Raw genomic sequence first — 25,621 nt, 5'->3', positions numbered from 1 at the left:
GCCCCGAAACCGGCCTGTCCCTGGCCTTGTTGCGACGGGGCGCTCTGAAAGCGTTTTACTCGTCAAAACCGGAATGTCGATCCTTTTAATCTGATTCGCCTGGTGATACAGCCTGAATTTGCCATTTGACGCCATTCAATTCAGACATTTGTTATCGCGGCAATATGGCAAGAATTTGACCATGTCGATTTCATGATCCGGCCAATATATGCTGATGGTCTGAATAGTTTCCCATACCTCTTCAAGGGCCAATCACCACATGCGACTGAAAAATCTGGAAACCTTTGTCACCGTGGTTAAGGCCGGTAGCTTCCGCGCTGCTGCCGAGCGCCTCTACACCACACAGCCAGCCATCTCCGCACGGATCGCGGCATTGGAGGAGAATCTGGGTGTGGAGCTATTTGACCGATCGAAAAGGCAGGTTTCCTTGAAACCTAAGGGGCTGGAGTTACTTTCCTATGCGGAATGTATCCTGAAGATGAATGCGGAAATGGAACTGGCGATCGCCGACCGCAGCAGTTACAGCGGCCTGATCCGGTTGGGCAGTTCGGAAACCCTGATCCATACCTGGGGGCCGACCTTCCTGGACAAGGTTCGACAGACCTATCCAAAAATCACCATTGAACTGGAGGTAGATACCACCCTTGGCCTGCGCAACAGCCTAGCCAATCAGGAGATTGATATCGCCTTCCTAATGGGGCCGGTCTCTGAACCCTCTATGCGCAACCGCGATCTGTGCAGCTATCCGCTTGTCTGGGTCGCCAGCCCTGAGATGAATCTTCCGGACAAGCCACTTTCGCTTTCCGAATTGGCCGGCTACCCCATGTTGTCCTATCCGCGCAAAACCATGCCCTATATCGCGCTGCGTGATGCCTTCCGGGAAGCGAGCCTGCCTTCGGTCCGGATTGATTGCTCCAGCTCCCTGGCCACGATCATCCATCTGGCCACCCATGGTGCCGGCATTTCTGTTTTACCGCGTGAGGTTATAGAGAAACCGATTTCCAGTGGAGAGCTTAGAATCATTGAGGTGGATTATGACTTCCCCGCTTTGGAATTCACAGTGACCTATCCGTCATCCGGCATGGTGCCAATCCTGGATTTGCTGGCGGACATGGCGGTAGAGATCGCCAATAATTGATAAATATTTTTTATCTTTTTTGATAAAAACATACAATTGGATTTAATTATTCAGCAATGCAATCCTTTGAATTCATCAGATTTCAGTTCGAAGGAAGCCATTGTGACCGGCCTATATCACCCAACACAGCCATCAATTTCAGATCCGATTGCAGGGATGGATTTCCCTCAGTTGCAGGAACAGATCCGGGCAAATGACTATGTGATCCCCACCGCAGGACAGGCCCCAGGCTATGTACAGGCAAACCTGGTTATTCTGCCCGCTGACTGGGCTCATGATTTCCTGCGTTTTTGCCAAATTAATCCGAAACCCTGTCCTTTGCTGGCGGTTAGTGAACCCGGTCAGCCATTGCTGTCCGATCTGGGTGTTGAGACCGCCGTTGATGTCCGGACCGATGCCCCCGCCTATTATATTTATCGGGATGGCCAGTTGGCGCGGGAACAGCTGGATATCCGGGATCTGTGGCAGGATGATTTTGTGGCTTTTGCCATTGGCTGCTCTTTCTCCTTTGAAGAAGCATTGGTCATGGCAGGCCTGCCGGTGCGACATCTGAACCAAGGCTGCAATGTGCCTATGTTCATCAGCAATATCCCGACCCGTGAGGCCGGTCCCTTTGGTGGCCCCCATGTGGTGACCATGCGGCCATTTTCACCACGCAATGCCATTCATGCCATCGAGATTTCCAGCCGCTATCCCAAAGTACATGGCGCTCCCATCCATATTGGCGACCCGAAACATATCGGCATCAAAGACCTACAAAAACCGGATTTCGGCGATGCTGTGAATATCAATGACAGTGAAATTCCGGTTTTCTGGGCCTGCGGAGTCACGCCTCAGATGGCCATGTTGGCGGCAAAGCCGCCCATCTGCATCACCCATAAACCGGGATGCATGCTTGTTACTGAGATCACCAATCAGACTTTGTCACTTTCTTAACGACATAAAGATAAGCTCATACAGGAGGCTATTATGAAACTGGGAAATCGAATCAGGCTTTGGACAGTAACGCTTGCCGTCACATTAAGCGCCTCAGCCGGGGCCATACTGACCCAGAAAGCACAAGCCGAAGAATATCCCGAAACCAAATTGCAGGTGGTGGGCACCTGGAGCCATCTCAGCCAATTCAAGAATTTTGAACAACCCTTCTGGGCAGAAGAAATTCCGGCGCAATCAGGCGGCGCAATCACCGCCAACGTCAAGGGCTTCAACGATATGGGTCTCAAAGGCGCAGAAGTAGTACGCCTGATCAATAGTGGTGCCCTGCATTTCGGCTCAACCGTATTAGGCTATCTGGCGGCAGACGACCCGATCAATGAGGCCATCGATCTGGCAGGCCTCAGCCCGACCATTGAAACCGCGCGCTCCGTCACAGACGCTTTCCGTCCCGTTCTGGCGAAACGCTACGAAGAACGTTACGGCATTAAGCTTTTGGGAATTTGGCCCTATTCCGCCCAGGTCCTGTTCTGTAACAGCCCGGTCAACAGCCTCGCAGACCTTAAGGGCAAGAAGGTGCGCACCGCCAACCGGACCCTGGCCGAGTTTGTTGAGGCCCTGGGGGGCACCGGTGTCACCATGGCCTTCAGCGAGGTGGTAATCGGCCTGCAGAATAACCTGTTGGATTGCGCCATTACCGGTACTTTGTCCGGCTATTCCGCCAAATGGCATGAGGTTTCCACCCATCTCTATGAATTGCCGGTGGGCTGGTCCCAGGTGATCCATGCGGTCAATATTGATGTCTGGAACAGTCTGGATGCCAAGGTGCAGTCCTTCCTGCAAACCCGGATTGAAGATCTGGAAAACCGGATCTGGACGTCGGCAGCGGAAGAAACCATCCAAGGTATCAACTGCAATACCGGTGCAGGCGAATGCCAATATGGCGATGCGGCAGGCATGACATTCGTCCCCATTTCCGATGCGGACCGGAAGCTGCTCAGCACTATCCTCAAGGAAACGGTCCTGCCGGTCTGGGCGGAGCGCTGTGGTGCCGATTGCACCGGTCAGTGGAACAACACCGTGGGCAAGGTCTTGGACATTAATGCCGGATAAGCCCGGTGGCGGCCGGCCCGGCCTTCTCCCCCGGGCCGGCTGCGGAGCTTGTATGATGAAAAATATTTTCCTGACATTCGAAAAATGGACCGAGCGGTTGGCTGAACATGCGGCGCTGGCCGGTGGCCTGTTAATGCTGGTCTGCTGTTTCATGGTTTCCGCGGAAATCCTGCTGCGCAAACTGTTCAATCATTCCATCGGCGGTGCGGATGAGCTGACCGGCTATGCCTTGGGCATCGCGACCAGTTGGTCTTTCGCCTATGCCCTCGCCTGCCGGGCCAATATCCGGATCGACAGTCTCTATATGATGCTGCCCTTACGATTTCGAGGCATGGTGGATCTGTTGGCCCTGTTGGCAATGGGGGCCGTGCTGGTCTTTGCCACAATCTTTGCCATCAAAGTGATGAATACCACCGCCAGCTTCGGTTCCCGCGCCAACACGCCTTTGCAGACACCGCTGATCATTCCCCAGGCCCTCTGGGTGGTCGGTTATGTCCTGTCCTGTCTGTTGCTGCTGAGCCGGATAGGCCGCGCCGCGACCTTGCTGATTACCGGTCAAACAACACAGCTGCATAGCCTACTGGCCGCCCGGACCGTCGAGGATGAAATCCGTGACGAAACGGCGGGCCGCCCCGCAGCCGGACAGTGAGGGGGGAGCACAGATGTTATTCGTAACCCTCATCATCCTTTTATCCCTGGTCGCGCTGAGCATTCCTGTCGCTGCCGCGCTTGGAATTCTGGGCCTCACCCTGGATCAGGTCTATGCCCCATTCCCTCTTTATCGGGCCGCGGGGGAAATCTTCTGGTCGGTTGGCACAGATTTTATCCTGGCCGCCATTCCCATGTTCATCCTGCTGGGTGAGCTGCTGTTGCGCAGTGGCATCTCCACCCGCATGTATTCCTCCATTGAACTATGGTTGGGCCGCATGCCGGGCGGGCTGATGCATTCCAATATTGCAGCCTCAGCCCTTTTCGCCGCTACTTCCGGTTCCAGCGTGGCCACCGCTGCCACGGTCGGCACAGTTGCGATCCCGGAAGGCCAGCGCAATGGCTATAATGAGCGGTTATTTCTGGGCACCCTGGCTGCCGGAGGTACTTTGGGCATCCTGATCCCCCCCTCAATCAATCTGATCATCTATGGCGTCCTGACAGAAACTTCAGTACCCCAGCTCTATCTTGCCGGGATTTTTCCCGGGCTGGCATTGGCTGGCCTGTTCATGGCCACCGTCGCTATCAGTTGTTTCCTATTCCCCAAATGGGGTGGACGTACAGGTCAATCCGGTTTCATGGATAGACTGAGGGCCCTGAAACATCTGGTGCCGCCCCTTGGAATTTTCCTGATTGTTGTAGGCTCGATCTATGCAGGGTTTGCAACCCCCACTGAGGCAGCGGCCCTTGGCGTGATGGCTGCCTTGGGCCTGGCCGCCTATCACCGTCGCCTCAATTGGCAGATCCTGCGCGAAACACTGTTGGGCACCATGCGCACCACCGCTATGGTCATGCTAATCATCCTCATGGCCTATTTCCTGAATTTCATCCTCAGCGCCATTGGCCTGACCCAACAGCTGACCGACTTCATTGCCTCCATGGGTCTCACCCCCTTCACCACTTTACTGGTCATCGTGGCTTTCTATCTCATCATCGGTTGTTTCATGGAGACCCTTTCCATGATGATTGCCACCGTGCCGATCATCGCCCCGATCATCATCTCGCTGGGCTATGACCCGGTCTGGTTCGGGGTTTTGTTGATGCTGTTGCTGGAAACAGCGCTGATCACGCCACCAATCGGGGTCAATCTATACGTGGTTCAAGGCGTACGCGGACGAGGCGCAATCACGGATGTGATTATCGGCACCCTGCCCTTCATCGCCACCATGTTTGTGATGATTGCCCTGCTGCTGGCCTGGCCCGGCATGGCCACATGGCTGCCTCAGCAATTCTATTAAGATCGCCAACAGGCTGCCCCCTAAAGAGGTACTTTCCCTCAAAATACACCTCTAAACTAAAAGACCCGCCATTTTGGCGGGTCTCTTTCTTCGTCTCAGGCGTTAAACACCCTCAGGCCAGGCCGCCCTCAGACGCCCCCCCACCCTTAAGGGGGAAATAGAGAGGGCCAGCCCGGTTTTGGGATCGGTTTCCACCAACACACCGCAAAGAGTGGCCTCACCTTCCGCCGGTGTCAGGCGCGGCTTAGGAATGCGCCCGGATGACCGCTCAACGGTATCTTCCTTATTCATGCCAATGACGGAATCATAAGTCCCGCACATGCCGGCATCGGTCTGATAACCGGTGCCGCCCGGCAGGATCTGATAATCGGCGGTCGGCACATGGGTGTGGGTACCTACCACCAGACTGGCACGACCATCACAATAGTGACCCACAACATATTTCTCAGATGTGGCTTCCGCATGCACATCCACCAGAACCGCATCCAACCCGTTGTCACCCGGCGTGCCCGGCGGCACCAGCCGATCCAGGGACGCAAAGGGATTATCCAGCGGTTCCATAAAGACACGGCCCATGACATTCACCACCAGCACCCGGTGCCCGGACGGGGAATCATACAAGACACTGCCCTTGCCCGGCGCGCCGGCGGGATAATTATCCGGCCGGATCACGCGACCATCCTGTTCCATATAGGGAATGATCTCGGCCTTGTCATAAACATGATTGCCCGTGGTCATGACATCAATCCCGGCGTCGAACAATTCGTCACAGATCTTGCCGGTAAGACCAAAGCCATGGGCCGCGTTTTCCGTATTGGCCACCACCATATCCAGCTTCAGCTGATCCCGCAGACGCGGCAGGTTTTCCAGCACAACGGTGCGGCCCGGCTTTGCGACTATATCGCCCAGAAACAATAATTTCATGACCGGATCACTTCCCGTTCGGTGACGATCAGATCCAGCGGCTGATCATGATGATCACGCGGCACTGCATCCACCTCCTGGGCGGCATAGGCGACCCCTACCGCCAGAACTTGTTTTTTGCTGCGCAGCTTTTCCAGGGTGCGATCATAGAAACCACCGCCATATCCAAGACGGTATCCCGCCCGGTCAAAAGCCAGCATCGGCACCAAAAGGATATCGGGATCATGTTCCGGCGCATCCTCACCGGGCGCGACCGTACCAAAACTTTCCTTAATCAAGACATCTCCCTCCCGCCATTCACGGAACAACAGCGGCTGGTCATTGCCCACAACACAGGGCAGCGCGGAAATGCCGCCATTTGCGGTCCAATGGCCGAGCAAGGCGCGCAAATCAACTTCAGACCCGATGGGAAGGAAACCGGAAATCACTGATTGGGGGGCAGGCTGCACGGCATCAAAAAACAGCGTTTCCAGCAACGGCATGGCCGACCCGTCATCCGCATTAAATGCCTGTTTGCGCTTTGCAGAAGCGTCTTTGCGCGCTTGCTTCTTGATCTCCACCAAATCCATGATCAGCCCTAAATCACTACCGGCACTTCAAGGAAAGAGTTCAAAGAAAGCGCCCAACAAAAAAGACGGGGCGTGGCCGCCACTGCCGTGACCAATGGATATCCTCTGGAGCCTGGTAAACCAGGTGGGCGCCGTATAACAAGACCACGATCCTGCCAGGGACAGCTCCCTAGAGAAAATTATAGCCCCCGGGATATTAGTTTGGTTCACGCACAGGGCAGCGCACGCCCTGACCTTTAATTAGGCTTCTTCGAGCCTCGCTGCAATAGCTTCGATGCGTTCCGCGACCGAATCCAGCATTTCCAGGGCCTGATTTTCATCTTCCGCCCCTGATTGAGACGTTGATCCGCCCCCATTCTGCCGCATCTCTTCCAGCTCACCATAGGCGTCGGACAATTCATCCGCGACCATCAGGCCCGCCATCAGCATCAACCGCGCTTCGCCAACCTGGCCGATCGAACCAACCAGTTCCTCCACACGTGAGGACAGAAATCCGCCCAATTTACGAAGATGCTCTTCCTGGCCATCGTCACAGGTCACCGCGTAAGTGCGGCCGTTGATGACAAGCTCCACCTGACTCATGATGCCGTACTTTCAAGAACGTTGCCCAAACGCGTTAACGCCACCTCAAGGCGGCTTGCAGTCTGTTCCGTCAGCTGGCGCAGCTCGCCGTTTTCAGCCCGCAATGTCTGGCAATCCTGTCGCAATTCCTGATGCCCGGCCTCGCCTTCACGCAGCCCGCTCAGATCATCAAGCCGTGCCGATACCGCCTGGTCCAATCGGGCCAACGCCGTCTCCAGCCGGTGTTTCGCTTCTTCCAAACTTGTCATTCAGATCAATCAGTCGTCGATATTTTCTAAGACACTCTCTCAAGAGGCCCATCTGTTCCCAGGAAAACTAGGCCCATCGGCCTTCATGGTCAACCAAGTCTCGCGCGTTGCCCGAAGATTGCCGCAATTGTATTTCGACACCCACATAGCCAATCCATCAACCCAGCTCCCCGGAATTGGCACTATGCATATCTTTTTGACGCCTTTGGACAAGAATCCGTTGACCAAACGGGCCTATGGCGGCATGTTGCGCCCGTTTCAAGACAGGCAACGTGCCGCTAAAATGCCATTGTAAACAACTGCCGGGATGAGCGTATTCCATCCCCAGATCAGACAAGAGCCGACAAATCTATGCCTTCTTCCGCTCATAAGGACATGGCCAACGCAATTCGCGCGCTGGCTATGGATGCCGTGCAACAAGCCAAATCCGGCCATCCGGGCATGCCGATGGGCATGGCCGATGTTGCCACCGTGCTTTTCTCGAAATTCCTGAAATTTGATCCGAAACAGCCGCATTGGCCAGACCGGGACCGTTTTGTCCTGTCCGCAGGCCACGGTTCCATGCTGCTTTATTCGTTGCTGCATTTGACCGGCTATGAAGACATGACGCTGGAAGAGCTGAAAAACTTCCGTCAGATGGGCGCGAAAACCGCCGGTCATCCGGAATATGGCTATGCGGGCGGCATCGAGACGACCACCGGCCCGCTTGGTCAGGGGATCGGCAATGCTGTTGGCATGGCGCTGGCTGAGCGCATGCTCGCCGCCCGTTTCGGCGATGATGTGGTCGACCATTATACCTATGCTATTGCCGGCGATGGCTGCCTGATGGAAGGCATCAGCCATGAAGCGATCTCCATGGCTGGCCACTGGAAGCTCGGCAAGCTGATCGTTCTGTTTGATGACAATGGCATCACCATCGACGGCAAGACCGATATCGCCGTTTCCGATGATCAACTGGCGCGTTTCAAAGCCAGCGGTTGGGACGTCCAGGCCATTGACGGCCATGACCCGGACGCCATTGAAGCCGCAATCGCCAAGGCAAAAACCACCAACACCCCGTCCCTGATCGCCTGCAAGACCACCATCGGTTACGGCGCCCCGACCAAGGCCGGCACCTCCGGCTCCCATGGCGCGCCGCTGGGTGAAGACGAGATCAAGGGCACCCGTGAAGCCTTGGGCTGGTCTCATGAGCCTTTTGTCATCCCCGAAGAGGTTCTTGGCGCATGGCGCGAAGCGGGCCTGCGCTCCCAGTCCGAAGCAGCGGCCTGGGCCGATCGACTGGATGGCAAAAATAAGGATCTGCAGGAAGCCTTCTGGCGTGGACAGAGCGGTGAACTGGCCGAAGGTTGGCAGGAAGCACTCAATGCCTTCAAAAAGCAGATTTCCGAAGATCAGCCGAAACTGGCGACCCGTGTTTCCTCCCAGAAGACGCTGGATGTGCTGACCGCGGCCATTCCGGAAATGGCGGGCGGATCCGCCGATCTGACCGGCTCCAACAACACCAAAGCCGGCGGCATGGCCCCGGTATCGGCGGAAGATTTCTCCGGCTCTTATATCTATTACGGTGTGCGTGAGCATGGCATGGCCGCCGCCATGAACGGGATCGCTCTGCATGGCGGTTTGATCCCTTATGGCGCGACCTTCCTAGTCTTCACCGATTATTGCCGCCCGTCAATCCGCCTGTCCGCCCTGATGGGCCAGCGGGTGGTTTATGTGATGACCCATGATTCCATCGGCCTTGGCGAAGATGGCCCGACCCATCAGCCGGTCGAGCATCTCTCCGCGCTTCGCGTGATGCCGAACACCTATGTTTTCCGCCCCTGCGACACGGTTGAAACCGCAGAGGCCTGGGCGGCATCGCTGGAAAATGACAAAGCGCCCTCCATTCTTGCGCTGACCCGCCAGGGCCTGCCGACAGTCCGCACCGCACATACGGAAGAAAACCTGGTTTCCAAAGGCGGCTATGTGCTGCGTGAAGCGGAAGGCGATCGCAAGGTCACCCTGATGGCCACCGGTTCCGAGGTTGAGATTGCCTTGGCCGCCCGCGAAAGCTTGCAGGCCGAAGGCATTGGTGCCGCAGTTGTTTCCATGCCTTGTATGGAACTGTTCGACGAGCAGGACGCGGATTATAAAAAATCGGTCCTGGGCAAAGGCGTCCGGGTAGCCGTTGAAGCGGCACTCAAGCAGAGCTGGGATAAATATCTCGGTTTTGACGGCGGCTTTGTCGGCATGACCGGCTTTGGCGAGTCCGCGCCGATCGATGATCTTTACAAACATTTCGGAATCACAGCCGAGGCCGTTGTTGCGGCGGCCAAGGAAAGGCTCTGATACCGGAGATAACAGGGGCGCCATTGGCGCCCCTTTCTTTTTCACTTTCGAAAATTTGAAGACGGTTTTTTTTACGGAGAAGAAAATGACGATTCGGGTAGCAATCAACGGTTTCGGTCGGATCGGTCGCCTGGTCCTGCGCGCCGCGCATGAAATGGGCCGGAACGACCTCGAATTCGTAGCCATCAACACCCCTGGTTCCGTGGAATGCGCCAGCCACTTGCTGCAGTATGACAGTGTGCATGGCCGCTTCCAGGGCGAAGTGACCCATGGCAGCGACTGGATGGATTTAGGTAAAGGCAAAATTGCCGTTTCCGCCCACCGTGATCCCCATAACTGTTCCTGGAAGGAACTGGGCATTGATGTGGTCCTGGAATGCACCGGCATTTTCAACACGCGCGAAAAATCCCGCGCACATTTGAAAGCCGGTGCCAGGAAAGTGCTGCTTTCCGCCCCGGCAAAGGATGATTCTCTGACCGTTGTTTACGGTGTGAACCATGACCAGATCACCGCTGAGCATGATGTGGTTTCCAACGCATCCTGTACAACCAACTGTCTGGCACCGGTCGCCAAAGTCCTGCAGGACAAAATCGGAATCGACCGCGGCTTCATGACGACCATCCATGCCTACACCACCGACCAGCGGATTTTGGACAATTCCCACAAAGACCTGCGCCGCGCCCGCGCGGCCGGCGTTTCCATGATCCCGACCTCAACGGGCGCTGCCCGTGCCGTGGGTAAGGTGCTGCCGGAACTGAAAGGCAAGCTGGATGGCTCCGCTGTACGGGTGCCGACCTCCAATGTCTCCCTGGTGGATCTGAAATTTGATGCCGCGCGTGACACCTCGGCGGAAGAAATCAACGCCGCCATGCAGGAAGCCGCCAATAACGAACTGAAAGGCGTGCTCGCAATCAACGAACTGCCATTGGTTTCCTGTGATTTCAATCACCACCCGGCAAGCTCCATTTTTGACGCCACGCAGACCCAGGTGTCCGAAGGCACCCTGGTTCAGGTCATGGCTTGGTATGACAATGAATGGGGCTTCTCCTGCCGCATGCTGGACACCGCCAAGGTCATGGGCGAATTGGCCTGATCAGCTCCAAGGCCAAACAGAAAACAGAAAACAGAAAACCCCGCTTTCCGGCGGGGTTTTTTCTTTGGCCACTTATTCCAAACGCCGATAGGTCACCAACTCAATCAACCGGTTGATTTCTTGAACCTCATCCAAGGTCACCGTTTTCCGGCTGAACAACAAGTGGAAAGGCCTGCGGTCGACTTCAATATCCAGTACCACCAAGCGCTGCGAAAGCCCGCGCTGGTTGATATCGAATACCAGACTGTCCCTGTCGTCGATGATGGCATCTGCCCGACCACTGAGCAGCATAGGAACCCGAAGAGACGTCTCGGCATATTCTTCGAACAGATCTGGATGTCCCTGTTTCAACTCATTCAGCCTGGGGCCGTTCCAGACTCCACGAACAACCCCTATCCTCATGGCGCGCTGCCCCAAGTCCTGCAGGGTATGAACGAATTTCAAGCGTTTATCATCACGACGCATCAAAACACCCGTCACTGCATCCCGATAGGGAATAGAAAAATGACCGTAACTTTCCCTTTTCTGGTTGAAGGCAATATACGGCAGGATATCAACGACCCCATGCTCCAGGGCAATTTGCGCACGGATCCAGGGCATGTTCCGGAAAACAACCTGACACCCCCGGCGATTCAAAACCGTCTGAAGATATTCGATATCCACACCGCGCGGCACGCCATTGTCACTGGGGATGGCATAAGGCGGAAACTCCGCCCATCCAACCGTGTATTTGCAGCCTTCATCAGCATTTGCCGGTAACGTGGTTGCAATGACGGCCAAACCAATCCCCGCCAACACCCCAAGGCGACACCCGCGACCCGCATTTTCCTCTTTTCGACGTCCAAACATTCCAACGGCCCCCATACACCAAGCCCTGCACATTGCCCGGCCAGATCAATAATTTGCTGCTCTTTTATTCAGGCCAAACCCGTCAGCATTCCGTTATCATAGCCTTATGCTCTTAAAAACATGTAAAAATTAACCAAAATCCTTAGCCAGCTTCTGAAGATAGGGCGCTGTGACAGGAATCACTCCCAATTCCAGCGGTCCTGTGCTATAGTCCCATAGTGCCAGAAGAATCTGGCAAGCTTTTTGCTTTGTAGAATCACCGATAGTTGAGCCAGAAAGGTGGAGAATTCAGGTGGTTAATTCAATCAGCGGATTTGTCGGCATACAGCACAGTGTTAGCACGCTGCTGGACAATATTACCAATCCCAAAAAACCCGGCGAATTCACCCCGAAAGCGACCGGGGTCATCAATATTCAGACCACCTTGGACAATGCCAAGCAGGATGCGACCAAGCAGTTGATCATCCGCGGGGCCCTTAACCGTCTCGAGGGCATCCGGCAGGGCCTCATTGATCCGTCGGAGGATTGGGAGACTACTGCGGGCTATCTGATGCTGACCGGCCAGCCTTTCCGCCTGCTGGTGGATGAGGTCGGAAACATCACCACCGAAGCACAGATTGAAGGCGACCTCGACGGCTACAACGATGTACAGAAAGCGGCCATTCGTCAGGCCGCTGAAGACTTCAAATCCATGGGCGAGGCCGTCGATCTGCAAAATACCCGCGAAGGTTTCCGGAGCAAACTGGTCGGTGCCGTAATCAAACTGGTGCAACTGGAACAGCATTTCCCGGCAATCGAACAATGGGAAAAGGATTTTCAGCTCTATGAAGATATCGGTGTTCCGGTCAAGGTTGCGTTGAACGCCGATGGCGAACTGATCGCGCTCAACCAGTTGGATCACGATTTTTCCGAATATGAAAATGAGGAAGACCAGCTAAAGCTGCTGGCGGCCCGGGATCGGCTTGAGCGAATTATCGATGGCACAGCCACCGCATCCCAGTTGTGGGAATTCACAGCCCTTGGTTATCACAGCGACCGCGACAATTATTTCTTAGGCCTGGACGATAATGGCGACGTGGCGGTCTTTTCCAATGTCCGGATCGACCCCGATACATCGCAATATACTGCGGACCATTTGATTCCGGATTTCCTCAAAGTCAGCAATGACGCCGAAATCAAGACCACGGCACAATGGCAGGATGACGCCATCAGCCTGTATCAGGACAACCGGCCCTTCATGTTCGATTTCGATTACACAGGCCAGTTGGTTACCCGGTCGATCGACTTCAACTCCGTCATGGGGCTGCATAAGCCCATTGATCGCAGCGATTTGATCCTCCAGGCGCAATTGAACCTTCTTGCCTGACCGTTTGGCCGCCCCTTGAGGAAACAGCCTCTCATTGCCTTGTTGCCCCTGATTGAGTAGACAAAGGCTTTCATTGCATCTTTTTGAGGCTAACACTCTGTGTCCGACGACCTGCCCCCTTGCGAATTTTATCTGATCAGTCCTGAAAAGCTGGATCCGGAATCTTTTGCCGCCCTCCTGGAAAAAACTCTAGCCGCCGGGTCGGTATCCTGTTTTCAGCTCCGGTTGCCGGACGCCGATGAAGACGAGATTCGTGTTGCAGCCAAAACTCTCGCCCCCCTTGTCTGGAAATATGATATCCCGTTCCTTCTTTGTGATCATGTGCAATTGACCAAAGAGTTGGACCTGGACGGCGTACATCTTGAAAATGATTTGAGCGCAAAGATGGTCAAGGCCGCCCGCAAGTTGCTCGGCAATGATAAATCCATCGGAGTCTCCTGCCGTAACTCCCGCCATCTGGCTATGGAACTGGGGGAAGCCGGCGCGGACTATGTCAGCTTCGGCCCGGTCTTCATGTCCCCGACCAAGGATCTGCCCCCAATGGAAGATGCCATGGAAGCGATCCGCTGGTGGGGTAGGATGATGGAATTGCCTCAGGTCGCCATCGGCGGGGTCAGCCCGGAAAATTGCGATATGGCCGTGGCTGCGGGTGCCGACTTTATTGCCGGCATTTCTTCCATTTGGTCCGCGGCGGAAGGACCAGAGGCGGCGATGAAGCAGTTTGCAAAGGCCTTATCTGAGGCAAATTCACGTTAAATTCCGCGTCTTTGGCCGGTTTTCCGGCCCTGCATTCATTGGCCCGCTTGTTCTTACCGGCTTATGCGAGTATAGAGACGCCAGATTTCATACTTTATAATTGTAAGCTAACGGTGGTCTCTATGAAGATTGACGGTAACGCTATTCGCCCGGGCAACGTGATTGAACATGAAGGTCGTCTGTGGCGCGCAGTGAAAACCCAGCATGTAAAACCCGGCAAGGGCGGCGCATTCCTGCAGGTGGAACTAAAAGATATCCGCTCCGGCACAAAGCTGAACGAACGCTTCCGCTCCTCCGAAACTGTCGAGCGTGTGCGCCTCGACCAGAAGGAGTTCCAGTTCCTGTTCAACGAAGGCGACGAATACACCTTCATGGACCAGGAATCCTATGAGCAGATTGCTGTGAATATCGATCTGATCGGTGAAGACCAGGCGATTTTCCTCCAGGACGGTATGGTTGTTACCATCGAATCCTTCGAAGACAGCCCGATCAGCGTCATGCTGCCCGATACTGTCACCATGGAAATCACCGAAGCCGACGCTGTTGTCAAAGGACAGACCGCATCATCGTCCTACAAACCCGCGATTTTGGAAAATGGTGCGCGCGTGATGGTTCCGCCCTATATTGAATCCGGCACCCGCATCGTGGTGAATACAGCAGATTCCACATTTGTGGAACGCGCCAAAGACTGATTAGACTGAGATTGACCGGTGGCGGAAAACCGCCACCGCCGATCCATTTGAATACTTAAGAAAGAAAAACCATGATTGTCCGCTCTGCCATCCTCAACGTTATGACCAAGGCCGTCGAAAAAGCCGGCCGTGGCCTGGTTCGCGATTTTGGGGAAATTGAACAGCTGCAGGTTTCCCGCAAGGGCCCGGCTGATTTTGTATCGGCAGCGGATCAGCGGGCGGAGCAGACATTGCTGCGCGAACTTGAAAAAGCACGCCCGGATTTTGGTTTCCTGATGGAAGAAAGCGGCGAGATCAAAGGCAATGATGATGAGCATCGCTTTATCATCGATCCCCTTGATGGCACCACCAACTTCCTGCATGGTCTGCCGCATTTTGCCATTTCCGTCGCTATGGAACAGCGCGGCGAAGTGGTCGCCGGTGTGATCTATGATCCGATCAAGGACGAGATGTACTGGGCTGAAAAAGGCAAAGGTGCCTACCAGAATGACCGGCGTTTGCGCGTCTCGGCACGCGCACGCCTGTCAGACAGCGTCTTTGCAACCGGTATCCCCTTCCTGGGCGTTCAAGAGGGCGAAGGCCATCAGCAATTCCTGCGCCGCCTGGAAAAGGTCATGGCAAAAACCGCCGGTGTTCGCCGCTGGGGCACCGCCAGCCTGGATCTCGCCTATGTGGCGGCCGGCCGTTTCGATGGCTTTTGGGAACGCGGCCTGAAGCCATGGGATGTGGCCGCCGGACTGTTGATGGTCAAAGAAGCCGGCGGCATGGTCTCTGATGCCCAGGCGCGCAAATATAAATTCACTTCCCAAGACATTGTTGCAGGCAATGAGAAGATTCATAAAAGCCTGCTGGATCTGTTGCGCAGCGCCGGTTAACCGGCGTTTTTGCCTGCGTCACAAAACCTTAATCTCATAAATACGACGCTGAATGGTTGTCCGCTGTTCGGGGCTGGGGTATGCTTCGCCCGGTCTGGGAGCAAAAAGTGATTCGGGAACAGGAATAAAACCCAAACACGAATCATCACTGGGGAAATAGCTGCCGGATCAAGTAATAAGAACAAGCGGTAAGCATGATGTCCGTTGCAAAAACACTACTATCCGGCACTGCCTTGGCTCTTCTGATCAGCACGGGGGCAAGCCTGTCCCTGTCCGGAAACGCGCAGGCTCAAACCAACTATTATTGGGGTACCGCCTCTTTTGGCGAGCCTGTCGAAGTGGACCTGCAGGCGCTTGAAACGCTGGGACCGGCACCGAATCTGCCTCAGCTTTTGCATCCGACGCAGCCTTTACCTGCCCAGCCCGGCAGCAAGACCAGCGCCCCGGAACCGCGCCGCGTTTTACCTGCGGCCCCCAGCGGCCAGCCAAAATCGTCGTTGATCGCGCCTTCCGCTCCGCGCGCCAGCCAACCGACCCCGGCCCGCCCATCGGTCGCAGCCAAGCCGCAATCCACACTGGTTGAACCATCCAGCGAGATGGTGAAGGTCTCGCCGAACCCCGCACAGCCGCCCAAATCCACTCTTGTCGGGGAACAGCCCAAAACAAAAGTCATGGCAAAACCCGCCAAGGCACCGCCGAAACCGGAATTGCCCGACGCGCCCGTAGTGGAAAAAGCGGCCCCACCGGCACCACAGCCGATGAAAGTGGAAGAGGCTCCTGAGAAAGAAGTTTCACAACCGGCGGAGACAACCACCGGGGAAACCAAGACCGCCGCAAAACCAATGCCCAAGCCGGCAAAGGTAGAACCGCCGAAGGCAGAACCTGCACCTGAACCGGAACAAAAAACCGAATCGGCTGCCCCCAAGCCTGCAGAGACTTCTCCGACCCCGGCCAAGGCAGAGCCTGCCGCGGAAGAGCCTACAGTTGCTGAAAATGCGCCCGAAAAGCCTGCTGAAGAATCACAGCCCGAGGCTGCTGAGGCGAAAACCGAGCCGGCAAAGGCGAATGTTGTCGAAGAAGAAACCCAGGTCGCCATGATCGACCCCAATCTCGTTTCCGAGACAGAAAACAGCCTGTCGATTAAATTTCCCGATGGGATCTCCGATCTGCCGGCCGGGGTGAAACCTGCGCTGGATAAACTGGCCCTTCGAATGGAAAGCGATGAGGATCTTCGGGTCCAGTTGCTGGGATATGCCGCAGCAAAAGGCGAGTCCCCCAGCCAGGCCCGGAGAATGTCTTTGTTCCGTGCGCTCTCGGTCCGTACCTATCTGATGAAAAAAGGTGTCAGAAGCACCCGAATGGATGTACGCGCACTGGGCAGCAAAGTTGAATCCGGCAATCCCGACCGGGTTGATATCGTCATTCCCGAGTAACCGTCCCCCAATAAAACCAAATCTTCATGAACAGGCAGTCTTAGACTTTACAGGAGGTCACGTTGACCCGGCCCAATCGCTACCTTCTTACCATGGTGCTCTTTCTGGTTATCATTGGGGCAGGCGTGGCAATTGTGTTTCCGTCCCTATCGCGGGCTTTCCTGGCCAATCCTGTTTTGAATGGCGGCATTCTGGGGACCCTGATCATCGGGTTGGCACACGCATTCCGGACCATATTGGCGTTGAACAAGGAAATCACCTGGATTGAGGATTTCAAACGCAGCGCCGAAGGTGGCCTGACCCTGACCGGCACGCCGCCGCGCCTGATGGCCCCGGCCGCCACCATGCTGGGCGAACGGTCCGGACGCACCGGTCATCTCAATCTCTCGCCCACTGCCATGCAAACCCTTCTGGACGGGGTGGCAACCAGGCTTGATGAAACCCGTGAAACCTCCCGCTATATGGTTGCCCTTCTGGTTTTCCTCGGCCTGCTTGGTACATTCTGGGGATTGATGGAAACCATCAACAGCGTCGGCGATGTGATCAGCAACCTTCAGATTGGCAGTGATTCCGACATAGCCGGCGCATTTGGCGCGTTGAAATCCGGGCTGCGCCAACCGTTGGAGGGCATGGGCACCGCTTTCAGTTCCTCCCTGTTCGGTCTGTCCGGGTCTCTGATCCTGGGTTTCGCAGCGCTACAGTCCGGCCAGGCGCAAAATCTTTTCTATCGCGATCTTGAAGACTGGCTCTCCGGGATCACACGGCTTGGCGGCGGCGGTGTCATGGCTGAGGGCGATCATGCGGTACCGGCCTATGTCCAAGCCCTTCTGGAGCAAACCGCCGATAGCTTGGAAGCGTTACAGCGCACTTTGATGCGTTCTGAAGAAGGTCGCCAAGCGGAACAGCAGAACCTGGCCATGCTCACCGATAAGCTGGCAGGCCTTGCCGATACGATGAAAGTGGAGCAGGACCTGCTGCTCAAACTGGCCCAAAGCCAGCAGGAATTGAAAACTGTCCTTGGCAAAGGCGGCCAGGGCGGCGGCATGGATGAGGCCAGCCGCAATCATCTGCGCAGCATGGAGAGCCATCTCAGCCGGTTGGTCAGCGACATGCCCAGAGCCCGGGCCGAAACGGTCCAGGATATTCGGAACGAGATTAGGTTGCTGGCCCGCACCATTGCGGCGCTGGCGGAAGGTGGCGAGGCCTAACCCATGGCACTGGCCAGGCGCAACCGGAACAATCAGGATATATGGCCGGGCTTCGTGGATGCCCTGGCCACATTGCTGATGGTGGTCATTTTCCTGCTGATGATCTTTGTGATCTCACAACTTTATCTGAACGAAGCCCTCGTCGGGCGGGACAAGGCGCTGGACAAACTCAACCTCCAGGTCAGCGAGCTGGCGGAAATGTTGCAACTGGAGCGCTCCTCCAATGCGGATTTGCGATCCAATGTGGAACGGCTGTCAACGGATCTGCGGGCCTCTCTTGCCAAACAGGATAGCCTGGAAAACCAGCTGGCCAGCCTGCGCGGTGAAAAAGCATCCCTGGCCGCCAATCTGGATGAAGAGGAAAGCGAGCTTGAAAAGCTGCGCGCTGACTATGCCACCCGCACGGATGAGCTGAACAAGGTCCGCGCGGAGCTTGAAGATGCCTATAAGGTGGTTGAGGCCAGCAAGGAAAAAATCGAGCTGCAACTTGGGCAATTGGCTGATCTCAATCACCAGCTCGAAGCGCTCCAGGCACTCAAGGAACAGATGCAGGCGGAACTGATCGAAACCCAGTCAGCCAATGCCAACCAGGAAAAGAAACTGGTTGAAGCGAATGACGAGCTTTTGGCCGCCCAAGCGGAGGCCGCCCTGCTGAACAAGCAGTTAAAAGAACTGGGGTCCCAGCTCGCCGAACTGAATGCCCTTCTTGATGCATCGGAAGCCAAAGATGAAGAATCCCAGGCCACCATCAAAGCGCTTGGGCAACGGCTGAATGCGGCACTGGCCAGCAAGGTCCAGGAATTATCACGCTACCGCAGCGAGTTTTTTGGACGCTTGCGCCAGTTGCTGGGTAATCGACAGGGCATCCAGATCGTCAATGATCGATTCGTTTTCCAGTCGGAAGTCCTCTTTTCGTCCGGCTCCGCGGATCTTGGCCTTTCCGGCCAGGAACAGTTGGGCCAGCTGGCCGCGACCTTGAAAGAGATTGCCGCCGATATCCCGCCGGAGATTGAATGGATCCTTCAGGTCGAAGGTCATACTGACAATGTGCCGATCGCATCGGCCAGATTCCCTTCCAACTGGGAATTGTCAGCCGCACGTGCGATTTCAGTGGTGAAATTTCTGATCAGCCAGGGTATTCCGGCGGAAAATCTGTCGGCCGCCGGCTATGGTGAATTCCAGCCGCTGGATCCACGCAATGACGAAATTGCCCATCGACGGAACCGCCGGATCGAATTGAAGCTGACTCAGCGCTAATGCGGCCCTTCCCGGCATACTTAGAAAGAGGTTGCATCTCGCCGCTGCATCCCATATAAGCCCGCAAGCTTTATGATTATTTCGAACACGTCGCAGCCCGGTGGCGCGACGGTTTGCTGGAGAAAAGACATGAAAACCGATATCCATCCGGAATACCACATGATCACCGTTGAGATGACCGACGGTACCACCTATCAGACCCGCTCCACCTGGGGCAAAGAGGGCGATACCCTGAAATTGGACATCGACCCGAAGGTGCATCCGGCATGGACCGGTGGTCAGCAGAAACTGATGGAAGGCGGCCAGCTGGCACGCTTCAACAGCCGCTTCAAAAACTTCGGCATCTAATTTTCCGAAGATTTTTCGCGAATCTGCACGAAAAAGAGACCCAATCGGGTCTCTTTTTTTGTTTGTCTCCAACTGTTAGCTGATAAACTTTCTCTTAAGACCATGACGTTATCCTGAGGCACACTGTCGCTGTATCATAAACGATACTGTGCGAATGGATGGATAATCAGGGGATATAAGTCCGGCAAAACGGACATTTCGGAAGGCATCAAACCTGCCTTCGATAGCTTGGGAGAAAAACATGCTGGGTGTGTTCGGCAGTCTGCGGATCTCACATAAGATTCCGCTGCTCGTTATCATATCTTCACTTCTGTTGGCACTGGCCATCGGCCTGACCACCTATTTTCAGGCACAGGAACTGGCCCATGAATCGAACCGACAGAAACTTTCAGGTGTCTTGGCTGCCAAGGAGCAGGCGGTTTCAGACTATCTCGGCGGGGTTACCGCCGATCTAAACTCGCTTGCCACAAATAAGACAGTCAGCCTGGCGCTCGCTAAGCTGACACGACATTTGAAGAAAGAGCTGAAAGCCAACAAGATTGATGCCCTTCGGCAGGCTTATGCGACCTCGGCACCGGTCGAGGAACGCAAGAAAGTTGAATTTGCCGAAGACGGATCCAGCTATTCCAAGACCCACCGGTCCAATCATGAATGGTTCCTAAACCATATCACCGCGAACAGTTATGAAGATCTGTATCTGTTCGATGATGATGGCAATATGGTCTACAGCGTTATCAAGGAGCCGGATTTCGGGCATAACTTCGTCAATGGCCCCTTCAAGGATACCAAACTTGGCGAGGCTTACCGCAATGCCTTTTCCGCAGCAGACGGCACACAATTCTTTTTTGATTTTGCCCCTTATGACGGCAGCGGCGGCCAAATGGCCGCCTTTATGTCCCAACCGATTTACCGGGCGGATGACGTTATCGGCGTGATCGCGATCCGTTTGAACGTGATCAATCTGGACAAGATCATGACCAATGTGGTCGGCCTGGGGCAAACTGGCGAAACCTATCTTGCCGGTGCCGACGGCCTGTGGCGCAGTAATTCCCGCTTATCCTCCGAACCGGCCTTCATGTCTTTCCAGGCGGCGCCCGCCATCGTCGAAGCGGTCCGGGCGAATGAAGGCGGCTTCGGAACTTTCACCAATTGGCGCGGGAATCCGGTCGAAGCTGCCTTTGCACCGATTGATTTCCTAGGTGCCAAATGGGCATTGGTCGCCGAACAAGCCTCGGAAGAGGTCGAGGCCCCAATTGACCACATGCGGAATTTGATGGTGATCATCACGCTGGTTCTACTGCTGATCGTGATCGCCATCGCCTTCCTGGTATCACGCGGCATTACCCGCCCCCTGACAGCCATGACCACTTCCATGGGTGCGCTGGCCGAAGGCAGTCTTGACGTAGAGATCCCCGATCAGAACCGCCAGGATGAGATTGGGGCAATGGCACGGGCGCTGCTAATCTTCAAAGAAAATGCTGAAGAACGTCGGCGTTTGCGTGATGAACAGGAAGAGGAAACCAAAAAACGCGTTGAGCAGGCCAAGGCCCTCAATGATTTGGTCAACCAATTCAGTGTCACCATGCAGCAATCGGTCGAGACGGTGGCCGCATCCGCAGGCACCATGAGCGATACGGCGACTGACATGGCCCGCAATGCCGAGGATGCGGAACGCCAGGCAAAAGAAGCCGCAAATGCCTCCAACAGCGCCTCCAGCAATGTGCAGACTGCCGCTGCGGCGGCAGAAGAGCTGTCCGCTTCGATCCAGGAGATCAACCAGCGGGTTTCCAGTTCCACCAACATATCCTCCCAGGCGGCAGGCGAAGCTAAATCAACCAATGAGCAGGTTAACGGTCTGGTGGCGACCGCGGAACGGATCGGCGAGGTGGTGAACCTGATCTCCGACATTGCGGAACAGACCAACTTGCTGGCGCTCAATGCCACCATTGAAGCGGCCCGTGCGGGCGATGCAGGCAAGGGCTTTGCCGTTGTCGCCAACGAGGTGAAAAGCCTTGCCACCCAGACCGCCAAAGCGACAGAGGAAATCTCGGTCCAGGTCAGCAGTATCCAATCGGCCACATCCACATCCGCCAAAGCCATCCGGGGCATTTCCGATACTATTGGCGAATTGGACGCGATCGCGGCCTCCATCGCCGCGGCGGTCGAGCAACAAGGCGCTGCCACATTGGAAATTGCCCGCAATGCCCAACATGCTTCAGGCAGCACCAGTGCGGTGTTTGAAAATGTCACTGCCGTGTCCGATGCCGCCAGCCAGACCAGCACGGCTGCCAACAGTGTGATGACGGCCTCCAAGGATTTGAGCGACCAGGCTGAGTTGATGCGCCGCGAGCTGGAAAATTTTGTCGGCAAAATCAGATCTATTTAAACTCAATACCTTACACAAAGAAAAATATGAAAAAGCGGGTCTTGAAGCCTCAAGGCCCGCTTCCTACATCTAGGGAGCAGCCACATATTGCTGCTTCCGGAATGCCACTTTCGGGTTCCGGAATTTGAAATCCAGGATCTTGCCAATTGGAAGATCCAAGCACCTATCGCTCAATGGAGGATAATTATGCGTGATTTTGATTTCACCCCCCTGTTCCGGACCTCAGTCGGTTTCGACCGCATGGCCCGCCTGCTGGACAATATCCAAACCGAGAACACCTCAAGCTATCCGCCCTATAATATCGAAAAACTGGATGAAGACTCCTATCAGATCTCCATGGCCGTTGCCGGCTTTGCCGAAAGCGAGCTTGATGTCGAGATTCAGGACAACCAGTTGAAAATTACCGGTCGCCGGGATGTTGATGAAGAATCCGATGCCAATCGTTCTTTCCTGCATCGCGGCATTGCCCAGCGCGCTTTTGAGCGTCGCTTCAGCCTGGCGGAACATATCAAGGTAACCGGTGCCAAGCTGGAAAACGGCCTGTTGCATGTGAAGCTGGAACGGGAAGTCCCGGAAGCCATGAAGCCGAAGTCCATCCCGATCCAGGCCTCTTCGTCCCAGAAGAAACTGGCCGGTAAATCCTAATACACCCTTTCCCGATCTCCCTTGATGGCCGGCGCGTCCCTGGTGACGCGCCGGTTTTCGCCTATCTGAATTAGATTTTCTTACCCTTGTGGCCATAATTTCTTGCTTGCCCGATTTAAAGGGATTTTCCAAAATCGATTAAATAATTTAAGCTTAAAATAAATTCGGTCAGGGAAGTAAAAAAGCACATGCCTCGGAAAGTTTGGGATATCTCCCCCATGATCAGACCCGGCATACCGGTCTGGCCCGGCGACACGCACTATAGCGAAGAACGCACTTGGGCCTTGGATGAGAGCTGCCCGGTCAATGTCTCGCGCTTTGCCATGTCGACCCATACGGGGGCTCATACGGACGCGCCCTTGCATTATGATGCCGCTGGCGTTCCGATCGCCGATGTGCCGCTGTCTCATTATCTGGGCCCCTGCCAGGTGATGGATGTCAGGGGCTGTGGCCCGGCAGTCCGGCCCAGTGACTTTGCCGACCGCCTGCAGCCCGGTATCCGCCGCGTTCTCTTCCGCACCTATGATCAAGCCCCGCAGGATCAATGGGATGATGGTTTCACCGCCGTGGATGCCACAAGTATTCGCTTACTTGCAGAGGCTGGCGTTATTTTGGTGGGGCTGGACACGCCCTCACTGGATCCCCAGACATCCAAAACCATGGATGCCCACCATGCAGTGCGCGATGCCGGCATGATGATCCTGGAAGGGGTCGTTCTCGATAATGTGGCGGAGGGTGTGTACGAGTTGATCGCGCTTCCCTTGAAATTGGCCAATATGGATGCCGCCCCGGTCCGGGCAATCCTGCGTGACTTGGAGACAATAAATGACTGAGACCAAATCAAGCCGCCCAGGCGTCTTCCCCGAAGGAGCCCATGGTGATTTCTCCGGCGATATGTCCTATGGCGACTATCTGGGCCTGGACAGTCTTTTGTCATCCCAGCATCCGCAGTCTTCAGAGCATGATGAGCCGCTTTTCATCATCATTCACCAGGCAACCGAATTATGGATGAAGCTGATCCTGCATGAAATGGGTGCAGCGATCCGGCTGATCCGGGAAGACAATCTGCAACCGGCCTTCAAAATGCTCTCGCGGGTATCGACCATCCAGAATCAGATGATCCAGTCCTGGACAGTCCTGGCCACCATGACACCGGCGGATTATTTGAGCTTCCGGGACAAGCTGGGCCATTCTTCAGGCTTTCAATCCTATCAGTATCGGGAGATCGAATATCGCCTGGGCAACAAGAACCCTGCCTTGCTGAAGCCCCACGCACATCGCGAGGACATCCATGCCAGGCTCAAGCAGGCGCTGAGCGACCGCAGCATTTATGACGAGGCCATCGCCCTGCTCGCCCGGCGCGGCTTTGCCATTGATGATGCCATCCTGAACCGGGATTTTTCCGAACGCCATCAATCCAACCGCTCGGTCCATGATGCCTGGGCCACCATCTACCGCAACACAACTGAGCATTGGGAGCTTTATGAGTTGGCCGAGAAACTGGTGGATCTGGAAGATTCCTTCCAGCAATGGCGCTTTCGCCATCTGAAAACGGTCAGCCGCATCATCGGCATGCGCCGGGGCACCGGCGGCACCAGCGGGGTCAACTATCTGGAAAAAGCGCTCAGCTATTGCTTCTTCCCTGAATTGTGGGAATTACGCACGGATCTGTAAGTGCCCTTGGCGGCAATATATCCAATGTACCTCTTCGTCATCCCGGCTGCACAGCCGGGATGACACCCGCTGTCGCGACATCTGGACACCTTTTGGAATCACCGTTAAAGAGTGAATTCTGACCATCGGCAATTGATTTCCCTGGAAATCTATTTAATCTATTACCTCACTATGTTTCAGAAATATAAATCGGTAAAATCGATTACAATATCCAGAATTAAGAATTAGATTTATTCCAGATCCCTCCCTATATTCCTTTCAGACAACGAAACACCAGACATCAGGTTGGGTATCAGATCATGCAGGTTGATATTTATGTCAAACAGGACTGCCCCTTTTGCCAGCGGGCGGAAAAGCTGCTGAGCAAGCGCAATGTCAGCTATTGCAAGATCGATGTGGAAGGCGAGCCGGACAAGTTCGATGTGATGAAGCAGCGATCCGGCGGCCGCACCACCGTACCGCAGATTTTTGTCGGTGACACCCATATTGGTGGTTGTGACGATTTCTCAATGATGCCCCGCGCCGAATTTATGCAACTGCTGGGGCAATAGATCAGGATCCCGTAACCGGGGTTTCCCGAGTTTTAGTTTTTCCCTTTCAACCCAAGTTTAAGGAGATATCACATGTTGGGTATTGGTGACGTACTGCCGGAATTCGAAGTAACGGGCGTAAAGCCGGGCTTCAACAGCCACGAAGAAAACGGCGAGAGCGCGTTTGAAACCATCACCGAACAGTCTTTCGAAGGTAAATGGAAAGTCATCTATTTCTATCCGAAAGACTTCACTTTCGTCTGCCCGACCGAAATCGCTGAATTTGCCAAACTGGCGGAAGATTTCGAAGAGCGTGACGCCGTTGTTCTCGGTGGTTCCACCGACAACGAATTCTGCAAACTGGCCTGGCGTCGCGACCATAAAGACCTGGACAAACTGAACCAGTGGTCTTTTGCCGACACCAATGGCTCCCTGGTTGACGGCCTGGGCGTTCGCGCACCGGAAGGTGTTGCCCTGCGTGCAACTTTCGTTGTCGATCCGCACAATGTGATCCAGCATGTTTACGTCACCAACCTCAATGTTGGCCGTAACCCGCAGGACACCCTGCGTGTTCTGGACGCGCTGCAGACCGACGAGCTGTGCCCGTGCAACCGCGCTGTTGGCGGTGACACCCTGGCTGCCTAATCGGTATCCGGACAAGGGGCCACCGTTTCGGCGGTGGCCCTGACCGGGTCGCTGGCCGCCCGGACAAAAAGCAGCCAGACCTT

Annotated in this window: 26 protein-coding genes and 1 other RNA gene; 21 read left to right on the top strand and 6 right to left on the bottom strand. The window is 55.2% G+C overall.

Annotated elements, in window-relative coordinates; all coding sequences use genetic code 11:
- Positions 1 to 259: 259 nt before the first annotated feature.
- From DFP90_RS13535 to DFP90_RS13515, 5 genes are all read left to right on the top strand, one after another.
- The gene (locus DFP90_RS13535) at positions 260 to 1,138 is read left to right on the top strand and encodes a LysR family transcriptional regulator (RefSeq protein ID WP_115937032.1); all 879 of its coding nucleotides are present in this window, start codon (positions 260 to 262) and stop codon (positions 1,136 to 1,138) included.
- 171 nt (positions 1,139 to 1,309) lie between these two features.
- On the top strand, positions 1,310 to 2,074 hold the full coding sequence (locus tag DFP90_RS13530) for a putative hydro-lyase (protein ID WP_245957074.1): 765 nt from the start codon (positions 1,310 to 1,312) through the stop codon (positions 2,072 to 2,074).
- Between the two features lie 33 nt (positions 2,075 to 2,107).
- Positions 2,108 to 3,184 (top strand): TRAP transporter substrate-binding protein, encoded by a 1,077-nt coding sequence (locus tag DFP90_RS13525; protein ID WP_115937031.1) that lies wholly within the window; start codon positions 2,108 to 2,110, stop codon positions 3,182 to 3,184.
- Between the two features lie 52 nt (positions 3,185 to 3,236).
- Positions 3,237 to 3,833 carry a TRAP transporter small permease subunit gene (locus tag DFP90_RS13520; protein WP_181905347.1) on the top strand — a complete coding sequence of 199 codons (597 nt, stop codon included), beginning with the start codon at positions 3,237 to 3,239 and terminating at the stop codon, positions 3,831 to 3,833.
- The gene (locus tag DFP90_RS13515) at positions 3,796 to 5,130 is read left to right on the top strand and encodes a TRAP transporter large permease (RefSeq protein WP_245957073.1); all 1,335 of its coding nucleotides are present in this window, start codon (positions 3,796 to 3,798) and stop codon (positions 5,128 to 5,130) included. The genes DFP90_RS13520 and DFP90_RS13515 overlap by 38 nt, the downstream gene beginning before the upstream one ends.
- Positions 5,131 to 5,232: 102 nt before the next feature.
- Here the strand turns inward: DFP90_RS13515 and DFP90_RS13510 are convergent, their stop codons facing one another.
- From DFP90_RS13510 to DFP90_RS13490, 5 genes are all read right to left on the bottom strand, one after another.
- Positions 5,233 to 6,054 carry a TIGR00282 family metallophosphoesterase gene (locus DFP90_RS13510; protein ID WP_115937028.1) on the bottom strand — a complete coding sequence of 274 codons (822 nt, stop codon included), beginning with the start codon at positions 6,052 to 6,054 and terminating at the stop codon, positions 5,233 to 5,235.
- Complete coding sequence (locus DFP90_RS13505) at positions 6,051 to 6,623, bottom strand: 5-formyltetrahydrofolate cyclo-ligase (RefSeq protein WP_115937027.1); 573 nt, start codon at positions 6,621 to 6,623, stop codon at positions 6,051 to 6,053. The genes DFP90_RS13510 and DFP90_RS13505 overlap by 4 nt, the downstream gene beginning before the upstream one ends.
- A 70-nt stretch (positions 6,624 to 6,693) precedes the next feature.
- Positions 6,694 to 6,850: non-coding RNA, 6S RNA (gene ssrS, locus DFP90_RS13500), on the bottom strand.
- 13 nt (positions 6,851 to 6,863) lie between these two features.
- Complete coding sequence (locus DFP90_RS13495; RefSeq protein ID WP_115937026.1) at positions 6,864 to 7,205, bottom strand: cell division protein ZapA; 342 nt, start codon at positions 7,203 to 7,205, stop codon at positions 6,864 to 6,866.
- Positions 7,202 to 7,453: a hypothetical protein gene (locus DFP90_RS13490; protein ID WP_115937025.1), complete on the bottom strand. Its 252-nt coding sequence runs from the start codon at positions 7,451 to 7,453 to the stop codon at positions 7,202 to 7,204. The genes DFP90_RS13495 and DFP90_RS13490 overlap by 4 nt, the downstream gene beginning before the upstream one ends.
- A gap of 351 nt (positions 7,454 to 7,804) precedes the next feature.
- On the opposite strand from DFP90_RS13490, the gene tkt reads away from it, so the two are divergent.
- Both tkt and gap read left to right on the top strand, forming a co-directional pair.
- Positions 7,805 to 9,781, top strand: a complete 1,977-nt coding sequence (tkt, locus tag DFP90_RS13485) for a transketolase (protein WP_115937024.1) — start codon at positions 7,805 to 7,807, stop codon at positions 9,779 to 9,781.
- An 85-nt stretch (positions 9,782 to 9,866) separates the two neighbouring features.
- Positions 9,867 to 10,874 carry a type I glyceraldehyde-3-phosphate dehydrogenase gene (gene gap / locus DFP90_RS13480; protein WP_115937215.1) on the top strand — a complete coding sequence of 336 codons (1,008 nt, stop codon included), beginning with the start codon at positions 9,867 to 9,869 and terminating at the stop codon, positions 10,872 to 10,874.
- A 72-nt stretch (positions 10,875 to 10,946) separates the two neighbouring features.
- Here the strand turns inward: gap and DFP90_RS13475 are convergent, their stop codons facing one another.
- Positions 10,947 to 11,723 (bottom strand): substrate-binding periplasmic protein, encoded by a 777-nt coding sequence (locus tag DFP90_RS13475; RefSeq protein ID WP_181905346.1) that lies wholly within the window; start codon positions 11,721 to 11,723, stop codon positions 10,947 to 10,949.
- A 292-nt stretch (positions 11,724 to 12,015) separates the two neighbouring features.
- Here DFP90_RS13475 and DFP90_RS13470 point away from each other — a divergent pair, with 292 nt between their 5' ends.
- The 14 genes from DFP90_RS13470 to DFP90_RS13405 all read left to right on the top strand — a co-directional run bounded on the left by DFP90_RS13470 (position 12,016) and on the right by DFP90_RS13405 (position 25,538).
- On the top strand, positions 12,016 to 13,089 hold the full coding sequence (locus tag DFP90_RS13470) for a hypothetical protein (RefSeq protein ID WP_115937022.1): 1,074 nt from the start codon (positions 12,016 to 12,018) through the stop codon (positions 13,087 to 13,089).
- A gap of 99 nt (positions 13,090 to 13,188) precedes the next feature.
- Entirely contained in the window at positions 13,189 to 13,845 is a 657-nt protein-coding gene (locus tag DFP90_RS13465; protein ID WP_115937021.1) for a thiamine phosphate synthase, read from the top strand.
- Positions 13,846 to 13,967: 122 nt separating this feature from the next.
- Positions 13,968 to 14,537: an elongation factor P gene (gene efp, locus DFP90_RS13460; protein ID WP_115937020.1), complete on the top strand. Its 570-nt coding sequence runs from the start codon at positions 13,968 to 13,970 to the stop codon at positions 14,535 to 14,537.
- 71 nt (positions 14,538 to 14,608) lie between these two features.
- Positions 14,609 to 15,412 (top strand): inositol monophosphatase family protein, encoded by an 804-nt coding sequence (locus DFP90_RS13455; RefSeq protein WP_115937019.1) that lies wholly within the window; start codon positions 14,609 to 14,611, stop codon positions 15,410 to 15,412.
- Positions 15,413 to 15,606: 194 nt separating this feature from the next.
- Positions 15,607 to 16,845: an OmpA family protein gene (locus DFP90_RS13450; RefSeq protein ID WP_115937018.1), complete on the top strand. Its 1,239-nt coding sequence runs from the start codon at positions 15,607 to 15,609 to the stop codon at positions 16,843 to 16,845.
- A gap of 62 nt (positions 16,846 to 16,907) precedes the next feature.
- Positions 16,908 to 18,053, top strand: a complete 1,146-nt coding sequence (locus DFP90_RS13445) for a flagellar motor protein MotA (protein WP_115937017.1) — start codon at positions 16,908 to 16,910, stop codon at positions 18,051 to 18,053.
- A 3-nt stretch (positions 18,054 to 18,056) separates the two neighbouring features.
- Positions 18,057 to 19,310, top strand: a complete 1,254-nt coding sequence (locus DFP90_RS13440) for a peptidoglycan -binding protein (protein ID WP_115937016.1) — start codon at positions 18,057 to 18,059, stop codon at positions 19,308 to 19,310.
- A 129-nt stretch (positions 19,311 to 19,439) separates the two neighbouring features.
- A complete protein-coding gene (gene rpmE / locus DFP90_RS13435; protein WP_115937015.1) occupies positions 19,440 to 19,658 on the top strand; it encodes a 50S ribosomal protein L31 in 219 nt (72 codons plus the stop codon).
- Between the two features lie 241 nt (positions 19,659 to 19,899).
- A complete protein-coding gene (locus tag DFP90_RS13430) occupies positions 19,900 to 22,044 on the top strand; it encodes a methyl-accepting chemotaxis protein (protein WP_115937014.1) in 2,145 nt (714 codons plus the stop codon).
- 186 nt (positions 22,045 to 22,230) lie between these two features.
- Complete coding sequence (locus DFP90_RS13425; protein ID WP_115937013.1) at positions 22,231 to 22,689, top strand: Hsp20 family protein; 459 nt, start codon at positions 22,231 to 22,233, stop codon at positions 22,687 to 22,689.
- Positions 22,690 to 22,877: 188 nt separating this feature from the next.
- The gene (kynB, locus tag DFP90_RS13420; RefSeq protein ID WP_115937012.1) at positions 22,878 to 23,522 is read left to right on the top strand and encodes an arylformamidase; all 645 of its coding nucleotides are present in this window, start codon (positions 22,878 to 22,880) and stop codon (positions 23,520 to 23,522) included.
- On the top strand, positions 23,515 to 24,363 hold the full coding sequence (gene kynA, locus DFP90_RS13415) for a tryptophan 2,3-dioxygenase (RefSeq protein WP_115937011.1): 849 nt from the start codon (positions 23,515 to 23,517) through the stop codon (positions 24,361 to 24,363). Before kynB ends, kynA begins: the two co-directional genes overlap by 8 nt.
- A 299-nt stretch (positions 24,364 to 24,662) precedes the next feature.
- Positions 24,663 to 24,914 (top strand): glutaredoxin 3, encoded by a 252-nt coding sequence (gene grxC / locus DFP90_RS13410; protein WP_245957071.1) that lies wholly within the window; start codon positions 24,663 to 24,665, stop codon positions 24,912 to 24,914.
- Between the two features lie 72 nt (positions 24,915 to 24,986).
- Positions 24,987 to 25,538, top strand: a complete 552-nt coding sequence (locus DFP90_RS13405; protein WP_115937009.1) for a peroxiredoxin — start codon at positions 24,987 to 24,989, stop codon at positions 25,536 to 25,538.
- Positions 25,539 to 25,621 lie beyond the last annotated feature (83 nt).

Origin of the sequence: Aestuariispira insulae, from assembly GCF_003385955.1 — a bacterium.
GTDB classification, from domain to species: Bacteria; Pseudomonadota; Alphaproteobacteria; order UBA8366; family Aestuariispiraceae; genus Aestuariispira; species Aestuariispira insulae.
This window is presented reverse-complemented; position numbering and strand designations above follow the sequence as displayed.

Excerpts from the sequence above, each read along its gene's own strand:
- DFP90_RS13535 (WP_115937032.1), top strand. The coding sequence starts at position 260 with ATGCGACTGAAAAATCTGGAAACCTTTGTCACCGTGGTTAAGGCCGGT.
- DFP90_RS13525 (WP_115937031.1), top strand. The coding sequence starts at position 2,108 with ATGAAACTGGGAAATCGAATCAGGCTTTGGACAGTAACGCTTGCCGTC.
- DFP90_RS13520 (WP_181905347.1), top strand. The coding sequence starts at position 3,237 with ATGATGAAAAATATTTTCCTGACATTCGAAAAATGGACCGAGCGGTTG.
- DFP90_RS13510 (WP_115937028.1), bottom strand. The coding sequence starts at position 6,054 with ATGAAATTATTGTTTCTGGGCGATATAGTCGCAAAGCCGGGCCGCACC.
- DFP90_RS13505 (WP_115937027.1), bottom strand. The coding sequence starts at position 6,623 with ATGGATTTGGTGGAGATCAAGAAGCAAGCGCGCAAAGACGCTTCTGCA.
- DFP90_RS13495 (WP_115937026.1), bottom strand. The coding sequence starts at position 7,205 with ATGAGTCAGGTGGAGCTTGTCATCAACGGCCGCACTTACGCGGTGACC.
- DFP90_RS13490 (WP_115937025.1), bottom strand. The coding sequence starts at position 7,453 with ATGACAAGTTTGGAAGAAGCGAAACACCGGCTGGAGACGGCGTTGGCC.
- tkt (WP_115937024.1), top strand. The coding sequence starts at position 7,805 with ATGCCTTCTTCCGCTCATAAGGACATGGCCAACGCAATTCGCGCGCTG.
- gap (WP_115937215.1), top strand. The coding sequence starts at position 9,867 with ATGACGATTCGGGTAGCAATCAACGGTTTCGGTCGGATCGGTCGCCTG.
- DFP90_RS13475 (WP_181905346.1), bottom strand. The coding sequence starts at position 11,723 with ATGTTTGGACGTCGAAAAGAGGAAAATGCGGGTCGCGGGTGTCGCCTT.
- efp (WP_115937020.1), top strand. The coding sequence starts at position 13,968 with ATGAAGATTGACGGTAACGCTATTCGCCCGGGCAACGTGATTGAACAT.
- DFP90_RS13455 (WP_115937019.1), top strand. The coding sequence starts at position 14,609 with ATGATTGTCCGCTCTGCCATCCTCAACGTTATGACCAAGGCCGTCGAA.
- DFP90_RS13450 (WP_115937018.1), top strand. The coding sequence starts at position 15,607 with ATGATGTCCGTTGCAAAAACACTACTATCCGGCACTGCCTTGGCTCTT.
- DFP90_RS13440 (WP_115937016.1), top strand. The coding sequence starts at position 18,057 with ATGGCACTGGCCAGGCGCAACCGGAACAATCAGGATATATGGCCGGGC.
- rpmE (WP_115937015.1), top strand. The coding sequence starts at position 19,440 with ATGAAAACCGATATCCATCCGGAATACCACATGATCACCGTTGAGATG.
- DFP90_RS13430 (WP_115937014.1), top strand. The coding sequence starts at position 19,900 with ATGCTGGGTGTGTTCGGCAGTCTGCGGATCTCACATAAGATTCCGCTG.
- DFP90_RS13425 (WP_115937013.1), top strand. The coding sequence starts at position 22,231 with ATGCGTGATTTTGATTTCACCCCCCTGTTCCGGACCTCAGTCGGTTTC.
- kynB (WP_115937012.1), top strand. The coding sequence starts at position 22,878 with ATGCCTCGGAAAGTTTGGGATATCTCCCCCATGATCAGACCCGGCATA.
- kynA (WP_115937011.1), top strand. The coding sequence starts at position 23,515 with ATGACTGAGACCAAATCAAGCCGCCCAGGCGTCTTCCCCGAAGGAGCC.
- grxC (WP_245957071.1), top strand. The coding sequence starts at position 24,663 with ATGCAGGTTGATATTTATGTCAAACAGGACTGCCCCTTTTGCCAGCGG.
- DFP90_RS13405 (WP_115937009.1), top strand. The coding sequence starts at position 24,987 with ATGTTGGGTATTGGTGACGTACTGCCGGAATTCGAAGTAACGGGCGTA.